The sequence below is a fragment of the Marinomonas sargassi genome (assembly GCF_025716875.1).
Classification (GTDB): domain Bacteria; phylum Pseudomonadota; class Gammaproteobacteria; order Pseudomonadales; family Marinomonadaceae; genus Marinomonas; species Marinomonas sargassi.
Genome location: NZ_JAOVZB010000003.1, coordinates 88920 through 106454 on the forward strand (window position 1 = coordinate 88920; position 17535 = coordinate 106454).

At 40.9% G+C, this 17535-nt stretch carries 16 protein-coding genes; 8 read left to right on the forward strand and 8 right to left on the reverse strand.

All coding sequences use genetic code 11. The features are described from left to right. Positions 1 to 7: 7 nt before the first annotated feature. Complete coding sequence (locus OFY17_RS07275; RefSeq protein ID WP_263530064.1) at positions 8 to 1075, reverse strand: ABC transporter permease; 1068 nt, start codon at positions 1073 to 1075, stop codon at positions 8 to 10. Continuing rightward, positions 1072 to 2643 carry an ABC transporter ATP-binding protein gene (locus tag OFY17_RS07280; protein ID WP_263530065.1) on the reverse strand — a complete coding sequence of 524 codons (1572 nt, stop codon included), beginning with the start codon at positions 2641 to 2643 and terminating at the stop codon, positions 1072 to 1074. Before OFY17_RS07280 ends, OFY17_RS07275 begins: the two co-directional genes overlap by 4 nt. Positions 2644 to 3024: 381 nt before the next feature. On the opposite strand from OFY17_RS07280, the gene OFY17_RS07285 reads away from it, so the two are divergent. The 4 genes from OFY17_RS07285 (at position 3025) to hpf (ending at position 6635) form a co-directional block, all read left to right on the forward strand. Beyond that, on the forward strand, positions 3025 to 4125 hold the full coding sequence (locus OFY17_RS07285; protein WP_263530066.1) for a GGDEF domain-containing protein: 1101 nt from the start codon (positions 3025 to 3027) through the stop codon (positions 4123 to 4125). Between the two features lie 110 nt (positions 4126 to 4235). Beyond that, entirely contained in the window at positions 4236 to 4898 is a 663-nt protein-coding gene (locus OFY17_RS07290) for a TIGR01621 family pseudouridine synthase (RefSeq protein WP_263530367.1), read from the forward strand. 44 nt (positions 4899 to 4942) lie between these two features. Continuing rightward, a complete protein-coding gene (rlmM, locus tag OFY17_RS07295) occupies positions 4943 to 5995 on the forward strand; it encodes a 23S rRNA (cytidine(2498)-2'-O)-methyltransferase RlmM (RefSeq protein ID WP_263530067.1) in 1053 nt (350 codons plus the stop codon). 241 nt (positions 5996 to 6236) lie between these two features. Next, on the forward strand, positions 6237 to 6635 hold the full coding sequence (gene hpf / locus OFY17_RS07300) for a ribosome hibernation-promoting factor, HPF/YfiA family (protein WP_263530068.1): 399 nt from the start codon (positions 6237 to 6239) through the stop codon (positions 6633 to 6635). Positions 6636 to 6812: 177 nt separating this feature from the next. Here the strand turns inward: hpf and OFY17_RS07305 are convergent, their stop codons facing one another. Together OFY17_RS07305 and OFY17_RS07310 are read right to left on the reverse strand one after the other, a co-directional pair. After that, positions 6813 to 9614: a bifunctional aconitate hydratase 2/2-methylisocitrate dehydratase gene (locus OFY17_RS07305; RefSeq protein ID WP_263530069.1), complete on the reverse strand. Its 2802-nt coding sequence runs from the start codon at positions 9612 to 9614 to the stop codon at positions 6813 to 6815. Positions 9615 to 9940: 326 nt separating this feature from the next. Continuing rightward, positions 9941 to 11683 carry a formylglycine-generating enzyme family protein gene (locus OFY17_RS07310; RefSeq protein WP_263530070.1) on the reverse strand — a complete coding sequence of 581 codons (1743 nt, stop codon included), beginning with the start codon at positions 11681 to 11683 and terminating at the stop codon, positions 9941 to 9943. A gap of 88 nt (positions 11684 to 11771) precedes the next feature. Between OFY17_RS07310 and miaE the strand changes: the two genes are divergently transcribed. Next, positions 11772 to 12380 (forward strand): tRNA-(ms[2]io[6]A)-hydroxylase, encoded by a 609-nt coding sequence (gene miaE / locus OFY17_RS07315; protein ID WP_263530071.1) that lies wholly within the window; start codon positions 11772 to 11774, stop codon positions 12378 to 12380. 80 nt (positions 12381 to 12460) lie between these two features. On the opposite strand, the gene OFY17_RS07320 is transcribed toward miaE, so the two are convergent. The 4 genes from OFY17_RS07320 to queC form a co-directional block, all read right to left on the reverse strand. Continuing rightward, positions 12461 to 13237 (reverse strand): UDP-2,3-diacylglucosamine diphosphatase, encoded by a 777-nt coding sequence (locus tag OFY17_RS07320; protein ID WP_263530072.1) that lies wholly within the window; start codon positions 13235 to 13237, stop codon positions 12461 to 12463. A gap of 4 nt (positions 13238 to 13241) precedes the next feature. Further along, on the reverse strand, positions 13242 to 13739 hold the full coding sequence (locus OFY17_RS07325) for a peptidylprolyl isomerase (protein ID WP_263530073.1): 498 nt from the start codon (positions 13737 to 13739) through the stop codon (positions 13242 to 13244). A gap of 39 nt (positions 13740 to 13778) precedes the next feature. Further along, positions 13779 to 14429, reverse strand: a complete 651-nt coding sequence (queE, locus tag OFY17_RS07330; protein WP_263530074.1) for a 7-carboxy-7-deazaguanine synthase — start codon at positions 14427 to 14429, stop codon at positions 13779 to 13781. A gap of 138 nt (positions 14430 to 14567) precedes the next feature. After that, on the reverse strand, positions 14568 to 15227 hold the full coding sequence (gene queC, locus OFY17_RS07335) for a 7-cyano-7-deazaguanine synthase QueC (RefSeq protein WP_263530075.1): 660 nt from the start codon (positions 15225 to 15227) through the stop codon (positions 14568 to 14570). Between the two features lie 189 nt (positions 15228 to 15416). On the opposite strand from queC, the gene OFY17_RS07340 reads away from it, so the two are divergent. Genes OFY17_RS07340 through OFY17_RS07350 form a run of 3 tightly spaced genes read left to right on the forward strand, consistent with a single transcriptional unit; the run spans position 15417 to position 17444 of the window. Next, a complete protein-coding gene (locus OFY17_RS07340) occupies positions 15417 to 16385 on the forward strand; it encodes a bifunctional helix-turn-helix transcriptional regulator/GNAT family N-acetyltransferase (RefSeq protein ID WP_263530076.1) in 969 nt (322 codons plus the stop codon). Next, positions 16382 to 17113 (forward strand): AzlC family ABC transporter permease, encoded by a 732-nt coding sequence (locus tag OFY17_RS07345; protein WP_263530077.1) that lies wholly within the window; start codon positions 16382 to 16384, stop codon positions 17111 to 17113. Before OFY17_RS07340 ends, OFY17_RS07345 begins: the two co-directional genes overlap by 4 nt. Before the next feature lies 1 nt (position 17114). Further along, positions 17115 to 17444, forward strand: a complete 330-nt coding sequence (locus OFY17_RS07350) for an AzlD domain-containing protein (RefSeq protein ID WP_263530078.1) — start codon at positions 17115 to 17117, stop codon at positions 17442 to 17444. Positions 17445 to 17535: the final 91 nt, after the last annotated feature.

Sequence of the window (17535 nt, forward strand, 5' to 3'; positions counted from 1 at the left end):
TATTCTCCTAGTTTGTCGCTTGGTTAGTGAAAGTAAGGCGGTTATTTATAAAGAAGTCACACGCCAATAAGAAAAACAACAATACCCCTTGGAACATGCTGACCACGGCAACCGGAATGCCCATTTCGATTTGTGCTAAATCGCCACCCATATAAAGTACTGCCATAAAAACAGCAGCAATAATGGCTCCGATAGGATGCAATCGCCCTAAATAGGCAACAATGATGGCTGAGTAGCCATAACCTGGAGAAACGTTGGGAACTAGTTGACCTATTGGACCTGTTGTTTCACTTACCCCAGCAAGGCCTGCTAATGCACCAGCAAACAGCATGACTAACCAGCCAAGTTTGTTACCTTTGAAGCCAGCATATTTTGCCGCAGATTCATCCGCGCCAAAGACTCGAACCTGAAAACCTAGATGGGTTTTGGTTAGAATAAACCAGCCAATTACACTTGCAATAAGAGCAAAAAGTACACCTAGGTGAATGCGACTGTCTTCAAATAAAGTTGGCAAGAGAGTATTGTCAGCAAAAAGAGCAGACTCTGGGAATCCATAACCTTGCGGGTCTCTTAATGGCCCGTGTACAGACCAAATGAGTAAGTACAAGGCTATGTAGTTAAACATTATGGTGGTAAGGATGAGGTTGGAGTTAAAGCGTAACTTTAAATAAGTCGGGATAGCTGCGCATATCATTCCAGATAGCATGCCAGCAATGAGTGTTAGAGGCAGTGCGAATATAGATTCTGACTCGATAAAGTAAAGTGCCGCAGCAGAGCCACCTAATGCACCCGCTAAAAGTTGTCCTTCAGCACCAATATTCCACATATTAGCTCGATAACAAAGGGACAGTCCTACAGCACACAATAAAAGAGGCCCCATTTTAACGAACATTTCGCCGATATTATAAGCATCGGATAATGGGGCGATTAACAATACTTGTAGTGCCTGTACTGGAGATTTACCGATTGCTGTGAATAAAATCCCGCCAAAGATGAGTGTTAAAGTAACAGCCAATAATGGAGAAACGAATTTCATTGTATTGCTAGGCTCAGTTCGAGCTTGAATAAGAATCATATTACAGCCTCCTTAGTCGGTGATTGAGGCTGCGTTGTACTTGCTTGTTCATTAATAAAGGTGCCTGCCATCCATTGACCAATTTGGTCAATGTTAGTGTCTTCTGTTTTAACTTGAGGAGATAAGTAGCCATCACAAACAGCTGCCATGCAATCGGCTAGCAAGAAAAGCTCATCGATGTCTTCGGAGACTAGTAATATGGCTGCGCCTTGGTCTCTTAACTCGAGTAATGCTTGGTGTATGGCTAATGCTGCACCAACATCCACACCCCATGTAGGGTGAGCACAGATCAACACTTTAGGGTCTTGGCCAATTTCTCGACCCATAATGAATTTTTGTAAGTTACCACCACTTAAGCTTCTGGCTTCTGAGAACTCACCATGGCATTTCACTTTATACTTTTCGATAAGTTGGTTGGTGTAATCTTTTACACCTTGCCATTGTACTAGGCCTTTTGAAACGAAACCTTTGCTATGAGTGAGTAGGGTATTTTCTGTTAAACTCATATCTGGAACCGCACCACGACCTAGACGCTCTTCAGGTACGTATGCCATGCCGAGTTTACGTCTTTCCCCTGCGTGTAGATGGCCTATTTCCAGCTCATTCATAAGTAATGCACTACCAACATTACGATCATCTTCACCACTGAGAATAGCCATTAACTCATCTTGTCCATTACCTGCGACACCGGCGATACCAAGAATTTCACCTGCCTTTAAATCAAAATTGATTTTCTTTAATGCGGTGCCAAATGGCTGCTTAGAAGACAAGGATAGATTGGAGGCTGTAAATAGTGTTTTAGAACCTTCTTTTTTAGAATAACCAGCGTCCTGCTCGGCAAGATCACCTACCATCATTTTTGCAATGGAAGCAGGGGTTTCATCATTTGGGACACAAGTATCAACTACTTTTCCGCCTCTCAATATGGTTGCTTGATCACATATTTCCGTGACTTCATGTAATTTGTGGCTAATAAAAAGAACGCTACAGCCCTCTTTAGAGAGAATTCGTAGCACATCAAATAACCCAGATACTTCTTGTGGTGTGAGTACTGAAGTGGGCTCATCAAGGATTAACAATTTAACGGACTGTACAAGGCAGCGCATAATCTCCACTCTTTGCCTTTCACCAATAGAAAGAGAGTGTACGTATCTAGTTGGGTCAACATTTAAGCCATACTCTTCAGAAAGTGTATTAATACGGCTATCGAGATCGTCGATTTGACTTAGTTGTTTTTTACTTAAACAGAGCTCTATGTTCTGGCTGACAGTTAACGTTTCAAATAAAGAGAAGTGTTGGAATACCATACCAATGCCGAGTTCTCGGGCGATAGAGGGAGACTTAATATTTACTTCTTTACCATTCCATAAAATGTCTCCTTTATCGGGGGAGACAACGCCATAAATTGTTTTTACGAGAGTACTTTTGCCAGCACCGTTTTCTCCGAGTAAAGCGTGTATTTCACCCGGTTGAAGCGTGATACTAATATCGTCATTTGCTAAGCAGCCTGGATATTGTTTTGTAAGGCCTATTAACTCAAGCCGAGATACCGATGTTTGCGCTTTCAAAATTCTAGTGCCCTAAAATGATTTTTAATGGATATATTATTTATCACTCAATATGTTAACTTTCTTGCACCATAAATGCGATCTGTTTGCACTATTTTGGTTCGCGTCTGTATTAAATTTGACCGATTAGTTAGTTATTTTGAGTGGCAATCTATATTGGCTATATATATATCAATATCCATGCCAATGGGGGTGTTAGTTACTGAGTTCTATCTTGAGGAATATCTAATTTTAGCTGTGCTATTGAGGCGTTTTATTTTCTTTTAACTTGGCTCATCAATAGGAAGTTTATTGTCAAACAAGTATAATGAAAGATTCGATTATTATGCTGCTATGTTATGGAGAATATAGTGCCTAAAGTTTCACTCAACTAGGTTCATTGTGTATTTTCCAATTCAAAAAACATTAGAAAAATATCTCAATATCGGTTTTGCCAAGGGCGATACGGGTAACGACTTAAATCAAAAGCACGTTGTAAATTTCTCTTATTTATTATTTTTCGCTTCTTGCTTAGTTCTACTGTTGTTTTTCAGCTTCATTAGTCAGCCTATCCTTGCTGTCTTTTGCTTCATTTGGATGCTAATGGGAGGTGTGGCTTGGCGTTATTGTTACAAAGGTGAATTTACTCGAGCGCAAATTACTTTCCCTATTTTAAAGAGCAGCAAAGTGCTTATTTTATGCTTGTTCTTTTTTGGCGAAGAAACTGGGTTTCACTGGTTGTTTGCCAATATCATTGTCTATGCTGTTGTGGTTTTTAGAGGCGATCAGAAGGTGATAAAATACGGTATCTTATTTTCATCTAGCCTAGGTTTTCTCGTTTGTGAGTTCTTTAGTCAAAGTAGCCTTGCTCTGACAGAAGTAGGCAAAAGTCTTTGTATTTTCTTTGTATTTTTCAAATTAACCTTTCATTTTACCACCGTCATTACCTTGGTGATGAGTCGTCTTAATGCTGTAAATTTGTACTTACGCAATCTTGCTGAAAAAGATGAATTAACAGGTTTGTATAACCGCCGTAAAGTGCTGGCTGAGGCGCAAAATATCTTTGAAGCCTCTGTACTTAATAGTACTCCATGTATATTTGCCATTATCGATTTAGATTATTTTAAAAAGGTTAATGATACCTATGGGCATGATGCAGGGGATTTGGTGCTGGCGAAAGCGGCAAGCATTATGAAGTCTGCACTTAGACCTCAAGATCTGATTGGTCGATATGGTGGTGAAGAGTTTATCGTTATTATGAGAAATATCCATATAGAACAGTCTGTTATACTCATGAATAAGATGCGAGAAAGTATTAAAAATAGCCAGATTTCACTACGTGATGACACGGAAATATCGATATCCTTAAGTATCGGATTAGCCTCTATGGATTCTTCAACATCTCGTTATGAAGAAGTGTTGGTAAAAGCAGATAAAGCCTTGTATCTTGCCAAGCACAATGGTCGAAATTGTGTTTATACAGAAATGGATTCACTTCTTTAAAATATATTTTTACTTTGTATTGACATATGAGTTGTCCACTTACTCTGTGGATAAGTTTGTTGGCTACTCGATTTTTCCTTTATTTTTGGTGTGGTGCTGTTTTGTTTGAAGTGATCTTTCGTTGTTATGACTACTGGATAATAAATAAATCAGAAGGTGTGAGCTTTCACCATGAGTCAAACGAAGCTGGACTAATACAGGCTCTTTCTGAAGCTTTTCCCGAGCAAAGTTTTTACCCTGTACATAGGCTGGATAAAATGACATCAGGCCTATTAATTGTTGCTTGTCATAAAAAGGCGGCGGCTCTTTTTGGCTCTATATTTGAAAATCATGAAATCGAAAAACGCTACCTTGCTTTCTCAATACGTAAACCTAAAAAGAAACAAGGTACAATAGCGGGTGGTATGGAACCGAGTCGAAGAGGACAGTGGAAGCTAACGCAAGGTAAAGATAATTTTGCCATTACTCAGTTTTTTTCTGCGGCGCATCAAGGAGGTAGGGCATTTATAGTTCGGCCTTTAACAGGAAAAACACATCAAATTCGTGTTGCTTTAAAAAGTATTGGTTCACCTATTTTAGGGGATTCAAGATATGGTGGAGAAGCTGCAGATCGAGGTTATTTGCATGCTTATGCTTTGTCCTTTGATTGGCAAGGTGAGAGAAAACATTATATTTGCCCTCCAATATCTGGTGATATTTTTACCAATGATTTTATGGCGTGCGTAGAAACTAAATTGGATGACGCGTTATTAATTTGGCCATCTAAAAAATAATTATATAGCTCAGCAGAGTTTGCTCTGCACGAGAAGGAATCTGAATGAAAAATATTTTAGTTTATTGTCGTCAAGGCTTTGAAAAAGATTGTGCGGCAGAACTCTCTGAAGTAGCCAGCAGTAAAGGGTTTTATGGGTATGCCAAGGTAGTTCAAGACTCTGGTTACGTCGTTTTTCATTTGGATCAGCCTGATGCCGGTGAGTTGTTAATTAAGCAACTAAGGTTTAATCAATTAATCTTTGCTCGACAAATTATTGCTGTGAATGATTTGATTGAAATGGAGCAGGGCGGTCGAGTTCAGATTTTATTAGAAGCCGCTCGTGAACTTCCTTTGGCTGAAGATATATGGATTGAAACAGCCGATACTAATGAAGCCAAATCGCTATCGGGTCTGATTAAAAAGCTCGACAAGCCGTTACGTGAAGGTTGGAAAAAATCTGGCGTGTTGCGTAACAAAGCAGTAGGAGTGAGACATCATCTTTTCCTATTGAGTGGCACAGAAGCCTACTTGGGCGTTTCTTATTCTGAATGCCGCAGTGAATTTCCTATGGGGATTCGTCGATTACGTTTCCCAGCCGCTGGCCCAAGTCGATCGACTCTTAAACTTGAGGAGGCTTTCTTACAATTTGTCCCTGAAAAAACACGTGAAAGAGATTTGGTGGAGGGTATGACTGCTGTTGATCTAGGCGCTGCTCCCGGTGGTTGGACATATCAGTTTGTCAAAAAAGGTATTCATGTTTTTGCTATTGATAATGGCCCTATGCAAAAAGAGTTGATGGCGACAGGCCTTGTCCAGCATGAAAAAGCGGATGGTTTTAAGTTTGAGCCTCCTTATATGGTGGATTGGTTGGTTTGCGATATGGTGGAAAGGCCGATCAAAGTGGCGGAGCTAATGGCGAATTGGTTGGCAAAAGGTTTAACGCGAAGAGCTATTTTTAATTTGAAGTTGCCCATGAAAAAGCGTTACCAAGAAGTGTCTTTGTGTATGGAAAAAATTAACACGCTTTTGAAGCAAGCTGGTGTAGCTTACCACTATCAAATAAAGCATCTTTACCATGATAGGGAAGAAGTGACCGTGTGTATCATGATTAAATAAAGGTGAAAAATACCTTATACGTCTATTAAGAAAAGCTTACTTAAAAACTAAAAAAGCCCTGATTTTTCAGGGCTTTTTTAGTTTCGAACTATTTTATTTATGATCTTCGACAAGTATTTTCCTTCTTATCATTGAAATATCCTAACTTCGCCTATAGATTGTATATATCAAACAAATAAATTTTAGGAGGATGTGGATTTAAGTAAACACCAATTTGATCAAAACAGAAGGAAAGTCTTATATGTATACATTGAATATTAGCGGTCATCACGTTCAGTCTAGCGAAGAAGTACGAGAAGTTGTTAAAGAAAAAATGGATCATCTGGCTCGTGTTACCGATCAAATCACAACCATCAATGTGATTCTTAATACTGAAAAGCATGAAGTTCATGAATTAATTGTAGAGGCCAGTGTGCATATTCCTGGTCATGATTTATTTGCTACGGTTAAAACAGATAAGCAACTTAAGCCAGCCTTAGATCTTCTGGTTGGAAAGTTAGAAAAACAGCTCATTAAACATAAATCCAAATCTAAAACGGCAGCCCGCCAACATCATCTAAACGCTCAAGACATGGAAACACCTATTGAGCGTCAGCTACAAGACGAGTTCGATCAACTTGTTGAGAGAGAAGTCATTTAATTTAGCTTTAATAGACTAGTATAAGCCTCGCATAGCGGGGCTTTTTAATGCCTGACATCTACACTTTTTATATAGAGTGGAAAGAAGTATGGTGCTTTCTTATAAAGTAGAGAAACAAAAAAACGGCATCTCAAGAGATGCCGTTTTTACTATAGGCTCAGCGCTTTAGCTAAAATTTTAAACGTTTGCTGTAGGAATAAGTTCCGAAGCAACGGTCATTTCTTCTGCTGGGGGCGCGAAGTCTGTTAGGTTAATGCCTTCAACTGCCGCTGTGTATTCTTCGATGGTTGGGAAACGACCCAAAATCGTAGAAAGTACAACTAGAGGTGTTGAACCAAGCAAAGATTCACCTTTCTTCTCAGCAGTATCAGCTACAACACGGCCTTGGAACAAGCGAGTCGATGTGGCGATTACGGTATCACCTGGCTCAGCTTTTTCTTGGTTACCCATACATAAGTTACAACCAGGGCGCTCTAGGTACAGGATGTTTTGGTACTTAGTACGTGCTTCAGATTTTGGCTTCGCATCGTCGAATTCAAAACCTGCGTATTTAGCAAGAACTTCCCAATCACCTTCAGCTTTAAGCTCATCAACAATGTTGTAAGTTGGTGGAGCAACAACTAGAGGTGCTTTAAATTCGATACTGCCATTTTGCTTCTCAATGTTACGTAGCATCTGAGCAATAATCTGCATGTCACCTTTGTGAACCATACATGAACCAACAAAGCCTAGGTCAACCGTTTTACCTTTGTAGAAAGATACTGGACGGATAACATCATGAGTATAACGCTTAGAAACATCATCGTTATTCACATCAGGGTCGGCAATCATTGGCTCTGAAATTTCGTCAAGATCAACAACAACTTCTGCGTAGTATTTTGCTGAATCATCAGGAGCAAGGGCTGGTTGCTCACCAGATTGGATTCCAGCAATACGTTTATCAGCTAGATCGATAAGGCCCTGTAGCGTTTTAGCTTCGTTATCCATGCCTTTGTTGATCATGATCTGAATGCGGCTTTTCGCTAATTCAAGAGATTGAATTAAAGTGTCGTCTTGTGAAATACAGATAGAAGCTTTCGCTTTCATTTCTGCAGTCCAGTCAGTGAAAGTAAAAGCTTGGTCAGCTAGCAGCGTACCTATGTGTACTTCGATAACGCGACCTTGGAAGACGTTCTCACCGCTAAACTGCTTAAGCATTTGTGCTTGAGTCGCATGTACAACGTCACGGAAGTCCATGTGGCTTTTCATTTCGCCTTTGAACGTCACTTTTACTGACTGAGGGATTGGCATTGTCGCTTCACCTGTTGCCAGTGCTAGCGCAACTGTACCTGAGTCAGCACCAAATGCGACACCTTTAGACATACGGGTATGAGAGTCACCACCAATAATAATTGCTTGATCATCTACTGTGATGTCATTCAATACTTTATGGATTACGTCTGTCATTGGCGGGTAAACGCCTTTCGGGTCACGGGCAGTGATTAAGCCAAACTTGTTCATGAAAGACATAAGCTTTGGAATGTTTGCTTGTGCTTTCTTATCCCATACAGATGCTGTGTGACAACCTGATTGGTATGCACCATCAACACTTGGAGAAATAACAGTTGCAGCCATAGACTCAAGTTCTTGAGAAGTCATCAAACCAGTTGTGTCTTGAGAACCAACAATGTTTACTTTAACGCGAACATCAGAACCTGCGTGAAGTGGTGTTTCAGAAGCGACGCCAACTGCATTTTTGTTGAAGATTTTTTCAACAGCCGTTAAGCCTTGGCCTTCGATTGACATTTCTTTTGCAGGTGCAAAAACAAGAGGTGCTTTAACGCCCAAAGTTTCTGCTGCGAATGTTTGTAGTTTCTTACCGAAAACAATTGCGTAAGAACCACCTGCTTTCATGAACTCAACGGATTGAGGTGTGAAGGCAGAAGATACATCTACAAGTTCTTTGTCGCCGTTGTATAGTTTCTTCTCTTTAGTGTTGATAGTCAGCACAGTGCCTGTTGCGACAGAGTAAGCTTCTTCTAATACTGGGTCGCCATTTGCGTCAGTAACTACTTTGCCTTCAGCATCTGTTTTCTTAACCCAGTTTTTAAGGTCAAGACCAATACCACCAGTAACACCAACAGTCGTTAGGAAGATAGGAGAAATACCGTTTGTACCAGCAACAACAGGAGCGATGTTAACGAATGGAATGTATGGGCTAGCTTGTTTACCTGCCCAAAGAGCTACGTTATTTACACCGGACATACGAGAAGAACCTACGCCCATAGTGCCTTTTTCGGCAATAAGCATAACTTTCGCGTTAGGGTGCTTAGCTTGTAGAGCTTGGATTTCTGCTTGTGCTTCAGGTGTGATCATGCACTTGCCGTGTAGTTCACGGTCAGAGCGAGAATGTGCTTGGTTACCTGGTGACAGCAAATCGGTAGAGATATCACCTTCTGCGGCGATATAAGTGACAACTTCGATTTCTTCGTCAATTTCAGGAAGTTTAGTGAAGAACTCAGCTTGCGCGTAGCTTTCCAAAATCTCTTTTGAGATTGGGCAGCCTTTATTGTAAGCCGCTTGCAAACGCTCAGTATCTGCTTCGTAAAGGAATACTTGGGTTTTAAGAACATCTGCTGCTTGCTTAGCAATGTTAATGTCCTTTTGATCTAACACAAGGTCAAGTAGCACCTTGATAGAAGGGCCACCTTTCATGTGAGAAAGAAGCTCAAAAGCAAAATCAGGTGTGATTTCTTCAACTGCTTCTTTGCCTAAAATAATATCTTTCAGGAAAGCCGCTTTTGCATCAGCTGCACTGGTTGTTCCTGGGATTGTGTTATAGATAAAAAAGTTAAGGGATTCAGCACGGTGTTCATTGCCAGTGTCTTTGATTTGGGCAATAACTTCTGACAAGAGATCAGCACTGTCGATTGGTTTTGGGTGTAGACCCTCACCCTTACGATCTTCTATTTCTTGTAAATACTCTAAATACAGGCTCATGGACACCTCTGAATAATAATTGATGTGGATGTTATGTACCAAAAAAGGATATGGGGGATGAAATGGCCTTAAATTATGCTCTAGGCAGCCGACTTCATTGTTTCATTCCTTGATTAGTGTTCTTGTTAGGATAGTCACTTTACAAGACAAAAAAGCGAAAAAATGACTCTCCATCATTTCTTAGAGTAACAGGCTATTGTTTCTGGCCTATTGCTCAATAAATCTCAACACTTTTTATTCTATAGAAAAAAACTGTCAATGGCTTACAGAAAGCCATAACAATTTAGAATAGGTGGTATTTAGCGGAATTATTCTGATTTAGATTCTTAATTATTTTGATGAATAACTCTAACGATTCTAAAGCCCCAATTGCTGGCTTTTAAATTGGGCTCAGCACGGTAGCGTGTAGCGCTTCTACCAACTCTAGATATGTCGAACCAAGAGCCACCTCTAAGTACTCTAGTATCGCATTGGCTCGATAACCAGACTTGATTCTGAGTAGGTGCGCCTTGGTAACTATCGTGGTAACAGTCTTCGACCCACTCGGCGACATTGCCATGCATATCGAATAAGCCCAATGGGTTACTGGTTTGGCTGCCGACAGGGGCTGTAGATATGCCATCCCATTGGCTGCCACAATTATCACAGACACTATAGCCCGCTTTTACATCATTGCCGTACCAGAATGCTGTATTGGAATCGGCTCTGGCAGAGTACTCCCACTCAATCTCCGTTGGTAGGCGATATTCTTGCTGTGTTTGTTCAGATAACCAAGCTGTGTAGGCTTTGGCATCATACCAGCTGACATTAATTACGGGGCGTTGACCACGCCCCCAGCCATTATCAGGTGGAAGCGGGCGACCAGTGGATTTGGCAAACTTATCAAATTGATCAAAGGTTACTTCATGCTTGCTGATATAGAAGCCACTGGGCACTTCAACTTCATGGACGGGCTTCTCGTTGTCATCACCCATTCTATTTTGATCTCCCATCATAAAAACTGCGGGGGGAATCTTTTCTATTTTTGGTGCCGTTCCACCAGCGGTTAGAGGTTCTTCTAATATTTGAGGTAAAGACTCAAACGGAGGTGGTGTTTCTACCGTTTCTTTTTTTGTCGCTGTAACTGCAGGTAAGGGAGTAGCCTCTTCTTGTGGGGAAGGCCACAAAATAACTGCAGCTAAAACACTCACTAAAGAGGCTGAAGCCAAACCAATCATTTTTCCAGAATGGTGTAGCGTATATCTGTGAATCGCTTTTTCTAAGGCAGAGCTCTCCCTTGTTTGTGGCTTATAGGAATCTGCTCGAATGATTCGTATTACTTCGACTAAAGAGTTTGGTCTATGTTGACTTCCAGATCGGCTCCATTTCAGTAATCGCCACCATGCAGGGTCACTTAAGAGTGGGTGAGACTCGGGTAGGCTGGTGGATAAGTCTTTATCTAGACAAGACTCACCCAATAAAGCTGCCATGATGAGTCTCATAAAGGCATATTTATCAGCGGATGGTGTGCGTTTTTGTACCTTTTTTAAATACTCAGGAGGGAAGAAGCGTGGATCCATTTCATTTTTGTCGATTTTATCCATCCAGTTATGCAGACCAAAGCCCGTCATAACACCGACACCATTAACAACATGGATAGAGTTTAAATCTAGGTGGCCATGGAAAAGGTCATTTTTGTGTGCTTGATCTAATGCCTTTGCAATATTGTCAAATAAGCTGATAACAACATTCAATGGCGCTCCTTCAGGGTATTTTCCTAAAAAACTATAGAGGTTTTCGCCTCCACACACTGCAGAGCATGAAAATACCCATAAATTAGAGAAGAAGGGCGGATAGTTGGGGGTGATGGCAGCATGCTTGATGTTTGCGTATCGGCGGGCATTTTGTAGAAATTTATCTACCTTGCCTTTATTGCCTTGATAAAAGCGTAAGGTAAAGGGACGACCACTTTGATCTGCAATCCAGGTCGTTTTATTGTCATCGACAGAGTAGTTTAAAGTATAAGGATCGAGCTCTGTGCCAACGTTTTGGCCAATTTTTAATTTTGTGTGGTCGTATAAATCATTCATTAAGAATTTAGCATCCAAATCAAGACGTTGCTGCCTAAGTGTTCAATACCTAGTATAATCGCGTTTTTTAACACAAAAAGGTAGAGTAATGTTATCAGCCTATCCAGAGCTTGTTGAGTTTCTTCCATGTCAATCCCCAACTGAGTGGGTAGAATGGGCTCTTGAGAACCAGACTTTATTATTAGTTGATCATGCTCATTGTGAGAAAAAGGCAGCTAGTACAGCAATGAGTCTTATGTATCGCTATGTGGACAGAGATAATTTGCTGCATAAAATGTCTCGCTTAGCCCGTGAAGAGCTGCTGCATTTTGAGCAAGTGCATAAGATAATGCGCAAACGCGACGTGGCTTATGAGCATTTAACGGCTTCTCGGTATGCAGATGGCCTGCGTAAACATATTCGCACCCACGAGCCAGCCCGCTTAGTGGATACCATGATTATCGGTGCTTTTGTAGAGGCTAGATCGTGTGAACGTTTTGCCGCACTTGCCCCTCATCTCGATGAAGAATTATCTCGATTCTATATTTCTTTGTTGAAATCGGAAGCGAGACATTTCGAAGATTACCTTGAGTTAGCAAAGGAATATTCAAACGAGCCTATTGATGATCGTATTGAGTTTTTCCGAGACTTAGAGCATAAGCTTGTTACTGAACCTGATACGGAATTTCGTATGCACAGTGGACCACCAGTTCAATAATGAAAGGTGTTTTATTTTGTAAATAAGGGCGACTAAAAAGTAGTTCTTATTATTTTTGCTAAATGCTTACTTAAAAGTTCTTAAGTAAGCATTTCCGAGTGAATACCTTCCAACGCAGACATTCCATTTTTGTTGAAATCACTTACTGTAGCGCGAAGCTGCTTGTAACTATTGCCTGTTACTTTGGCTAACCAAATATATTCATCCCAATCACCTAATACACATCGTAAAACTTCTGTGGATCTATGGGTATCTGGACGGTGAGTGTGACCATGAATCATAGATTTACATTGATGGTGTTTGAGTGAATCTGCAATAGCTGATTCTGTCACGTCCATGATAGCCATGTTTTTATCAGATGCCATTGTCTTGCTGTCATTTCGCAGTTGAGCCGCTAATGCAATGCGTTGCTCAAGGGGTAATGCCAATATATGGGCTTGCCATGCGGATGAGCGAACCATGGCGCGAAATTTTTGGTACTCAACGTCTTCTAGACAATATTCGTCCCCATGGCTTAATAAAATTGAGAAGCTGCCTAGATCAAGTTTAGTTTGCTCGTCTATCAGTTTGGCTCCAACACGCTTTAGCCAGTTTTCTCCGATTAAAAAGTCTCGGTTACCGTGTAGGAAGAAAATATTAACACCAGAGTCTGATAGAGCACGTAGGGCATCTTCAATGGTTGAGTTCCAGTCGGCTTGAAAATCGTCACCAATCCAAGCTTCATAAAAATCACCAAGAATATAAAACTCAGTTTCTTGTGAATCTTTATGCAAGCACTCTGTCATATGTACAAACGCCCGGATAAGATCCGGGCGTTTGTCGCTAAGGTGCAAATCAGATATAAAATATCGAATCATTGGCTTAGCTTTCTACCAATTCAGCGCTTTCAATAATAACGTCTTCTGCAGGAACATCTTGGTGACCTGCTTTGACTGTTGTTTTCACTTCTTTGATTTTGTTTACAACGTCCATTCCCGCTGTCACTTTACCAAATACCGCGTAACCCCAACCGTCTGGCGTTTTACTGCGGTGGTTTAGGAAGCTGTTATCAGATACGTTGATGAAGAACTGTGCTGACGCAGAATGAGGGTCCATAGTACGAGCCATAGCCAAAGTGCCAACTTCGTTCTTAAGGCCATTATCCGCTTCGTTTTCAATTGCCGTGTTGGTTTCTTTTTGGGTCATACCTGGCTCAAAACCACCACCTTGGATCATGAAGCCATTAATAACACGGTGAAAAATGACACCGTTGTAGAAGCCAGAAGTTACGTAGTCTTCAAAGTTTTTTGCAGACTTAGGGGCTTTGTCATAGTCCAATTCAATTTGAATGTCGCCATGGTTTGTATGAAGAATGATCATTGTGCTTTCCTTAATTTGAATAATATCTAAGCATGATGGTTAATCAATGTTGAGCATTTTATGTGTTTGTAGACTAAGACGCCACTGTGGATGTGATAAACAGTAATTTAATGTGGCTTCTTGAGTGTTAGTTAGAGGAATTTGGTCGGGTAGCAAGTGGTCTTGTGCCATTGGCTGCAAATAAAAATGAGCAAATTCTAAATTTTCGAAAAGGTCAGGTGATAAATGACTTTGAGGATAAACCAGCTTTAGCTCACTACCTTTGTTGACTATGAGGGGGGCACTGGTTTTTGGGCTAACACATATCCAGTCAATTCCTTCCGGTAATTTTAGGGTGCCGTTAGTCTCTATGGCAATAGTATAGCCATGTTGTTTCATTTTATGAATTAGAGCGTCGTCTAACTGTAAGGCAGGCTCACCTCCCGTAAAGACAACGTACTTATGGCCATGGCCTTCGGGCCAAAGTGTATCTAAATGCGCAACGAGGTCACTTGCCGTTCTGAACTTCCCGCCATTTTGGCCATCGGTACCAATAAAATCGGTATCACAAAATTGGCAATCTGATTTCATGCGTGTTTTTTCAAGGCCAGACCACAGGTTACAGCCCGTGAATCGACAAAATAAAGCAGGGCGTCCTGCATGGGCGCCTTCACCTTGTAATGAATAGAAGGCTTCTTTGATAGAATACATATTGTGTTACACCATTTACGTTTCGAAAAACAGTTCGAGGTAAGGGTTATAACTTTAGTTGATATGGTTTTGAGACATGGGACATTTGTGGAACAAAAGCCATTATCTCTATAAAAAACTAAAATTGTTTAAGTGTGGTTATGCTTCGTAAGCAAGTGGATCTGTCGCTTGTTGTTCAGCAAAAGCTTCTAAGCGCTCGTTACATGCTCCGCATTTACCACAAGACTTTTCGCGGCCATTGTAACAAGTCCAAGTATTGCTGTAATCCAAATTCATCGCTAAGCCCGCTTTTAAAATATCGCCTTTTGAGACATGCAAAAATGGTGTAACTATTTCTACTGTTTGGTAATTGGCGATTTTAGCGACGGCGTTCATTCCTTCGACAAATTCAGGTCGGCAGTCTGGGTAGATATGGTGGTCACCTGAATGCGCCCCATAATAGACCTTGCCAGCTTCAAGAGACACGGCATAAGCAATGGCCATAGAAAGTAAAACCATGTTGCGGTTAGGTACTACGGTGGATTTCATACTTTCGCTTTCATAATGACCTTCTGGTATTTCAGCGTCACTGGTGAGGGACGAGGTTGCCATTAAGCTGTTGATGGCCGTAATGTCCACCACCTTATGGGATATATTTAAGCTTTGACAAACCTTTGCTGCGACTTCTAATTCTTTGCTGTGCTTTTGACCGTAATTAAAGGATAAGGCGTGGACATCCAAGCCACTTTGAATAGCGGTATGTAAAACCGTAAAAGAGTCCATCCCTCCTGAATATACCACGACGGCTTTTTCTGACATTTTTGTTCCTTAGTTTGTTTGCTTATAGGTGAAAGGGCGTGCCCAGCACACTATCGTAGAAAATTTTGACAAGTATATCAGAGATGCTTTTTTATCAAACTCGAATAATAAGCAAGAGACTTGAAATAAGGTATCTGTTGTCGTAAATTAATATGCGTAACTGGTTACGCATATTAATTTGAGGGAATTATGGAGCAGTTTGGCGTCTTAACACTGGGTAGTCGACTGAAGCGACTAAGTGATTATTTATTTGTTCAGGTGCAAGAAATATATGGTCAATGTGCGGTACCTATTTCAGCGACCTATTTTCCAACCTTGAGGTTGTTGCAAAAAGTAGGTGGATTATCTGTTATCGAAATTGCGGAACAGCTGAATATTAGTCATCCAGCGGTAAGTAAGCAGACCAATAAGATGATTAAGGAAGGTTTGCTGATCAAAAAACAAGATGAGCAAGACCAAAGGCGTTCTTCACTGCACCTATCGGATGTTGCTATTAATGCTCTAATGCAAGCAGAGCCAGTTTTAAAAGAGCTGAAATGGGTCATCGAGAAAATGACCAATGTTGCCAACACTAACTTTATGGATGCTCTAGATAAGTTGGAGCAGCAAGCCTTTGATGGTAGCTTGTCAGCTAAAGTACTAGATCGCTTGCAAACTTATAAAATTGTGCCGCTTCAAAAGGAGCATGGGGAGGCTTTCTTTGAGCTTAATTTTGCGTGGCTAGAAAAGTACTTCCCAAACCAAATCATGGACTATGACTTATCACTATTACGCAGCCCGCAAGAAAATATTATAGAAAAAGGCGGTTGTGTCTGGGTGGCGGTTTGCGAGCAGCCAAATGCAGTAGGGGGAGGGGCAAAAGTGGTCGGCACTATTGCTTTACTACCAAGCCCCAAAGGCAATACTGCTGAGATACTTAAGCTATGTGTGGCTGAATATTTTCAAGAGAAAGGCGTGGCTCAAGCTTTGTTATCCCATCTGATTCATTGTACCGAACAGCAAGGAATAGGCTGTTTAACCTTAGAGACAGCTTTTTGTTTGAGTTCTGCCCAGTCCTTATATGAAAAAAATGGCTTCGTTGAGAAAGCGATGCCAAAAGACTCTATTTATGAAAGGTCTGATGTTTATATGGAAAAAAATCTACGGAGCAATACATGAGTACATATAAGGATATGAAAATTGGAGCAATTGCTTCAATCCCTATGATAGTAGGGGGTGTACCTTTTGGCCTGTTGTTCGGCTCTTTAGCCTCAAGCTATGACCTTAGTCCTTGGTTTGCTGTTGCCATGTCTGCCTTTGTGTTTGCAGGCTCTGCCCAATTTGTTGCCTTGGGGTTGATTGCTTTGGACGCGCCCCTTTGGGTTATAGTCTCAACGACTTTTATCGTGAACTTAAGGCACCTTTTGTACGCAGCTGATTTGGTTAAGTTCGTTAAACATTTACCATTTTCTGTTCGCCTATGGATGGGGTTTGGCTTGATAGATGAGACCTATGCCGCTGTAAGACCTTTGTACGGCACAGGAGAAGCAAATGAGAAAACGGGGCACTTTGTTTATTTAGGCTCTTTTTTATCTTTTTACCTTATGTGGAATCTGACCACTCTTATTGGTGTTGCCTTCGGTGAGCTTATTCCAGAAATGAGTGAGTGGGGAATGGAGTTTGCTATGGTAGCGACCTTTATAGGCATTATAACACCTTACCTTAAGCATGTTTCTTTTTGGGCTTGTATGGTTTCTGCTGGTGGCTCAGCCATCCTGTTGGTAGATCTGCCTAATAATTTAGGCTTGCTTGTATCAGCAGTAATTGGCGTGCTGGTGGGTTATTTTTGCGATGCTAGTCGTCAGGCTGACACTTCGTTGCAGGTAAGTGAAAATCGGGAGGTCTAAGGTGGATTTTATAAACGCAGTAATGATTTTGTTTGGCATGTTTGCCGTAACCTTTGGTGTGCGCTTTGTGTTATTTGCTAGTGCCCATAAAGTTGTTATGCCAGCTTTCTTTGAAAGGGCGTTAAAGTTTGTGCCTGTTGCAGTGCTCACTTCTATCATCATGCCTATGATATTAATGCCAAATGAAGTACTGGATGTTTCTTTCACTAACTACTGGTTAATAGGTGGAATGGCCGCTTTTTTGGTTGGCATTTTATGGCAGAAGCAATTATTAACTATTGGGGTAGGAATCTTTGTGTTCTTTTTGGCGAAATATCTATTTTCACTATAAAAATGCTGCGATTTATCTAAAAGATTGCTCCCTTTAATCGCCCATATAAAGCTAAATCATATATACTCTTGCTCTCAATTTAGAACGTATT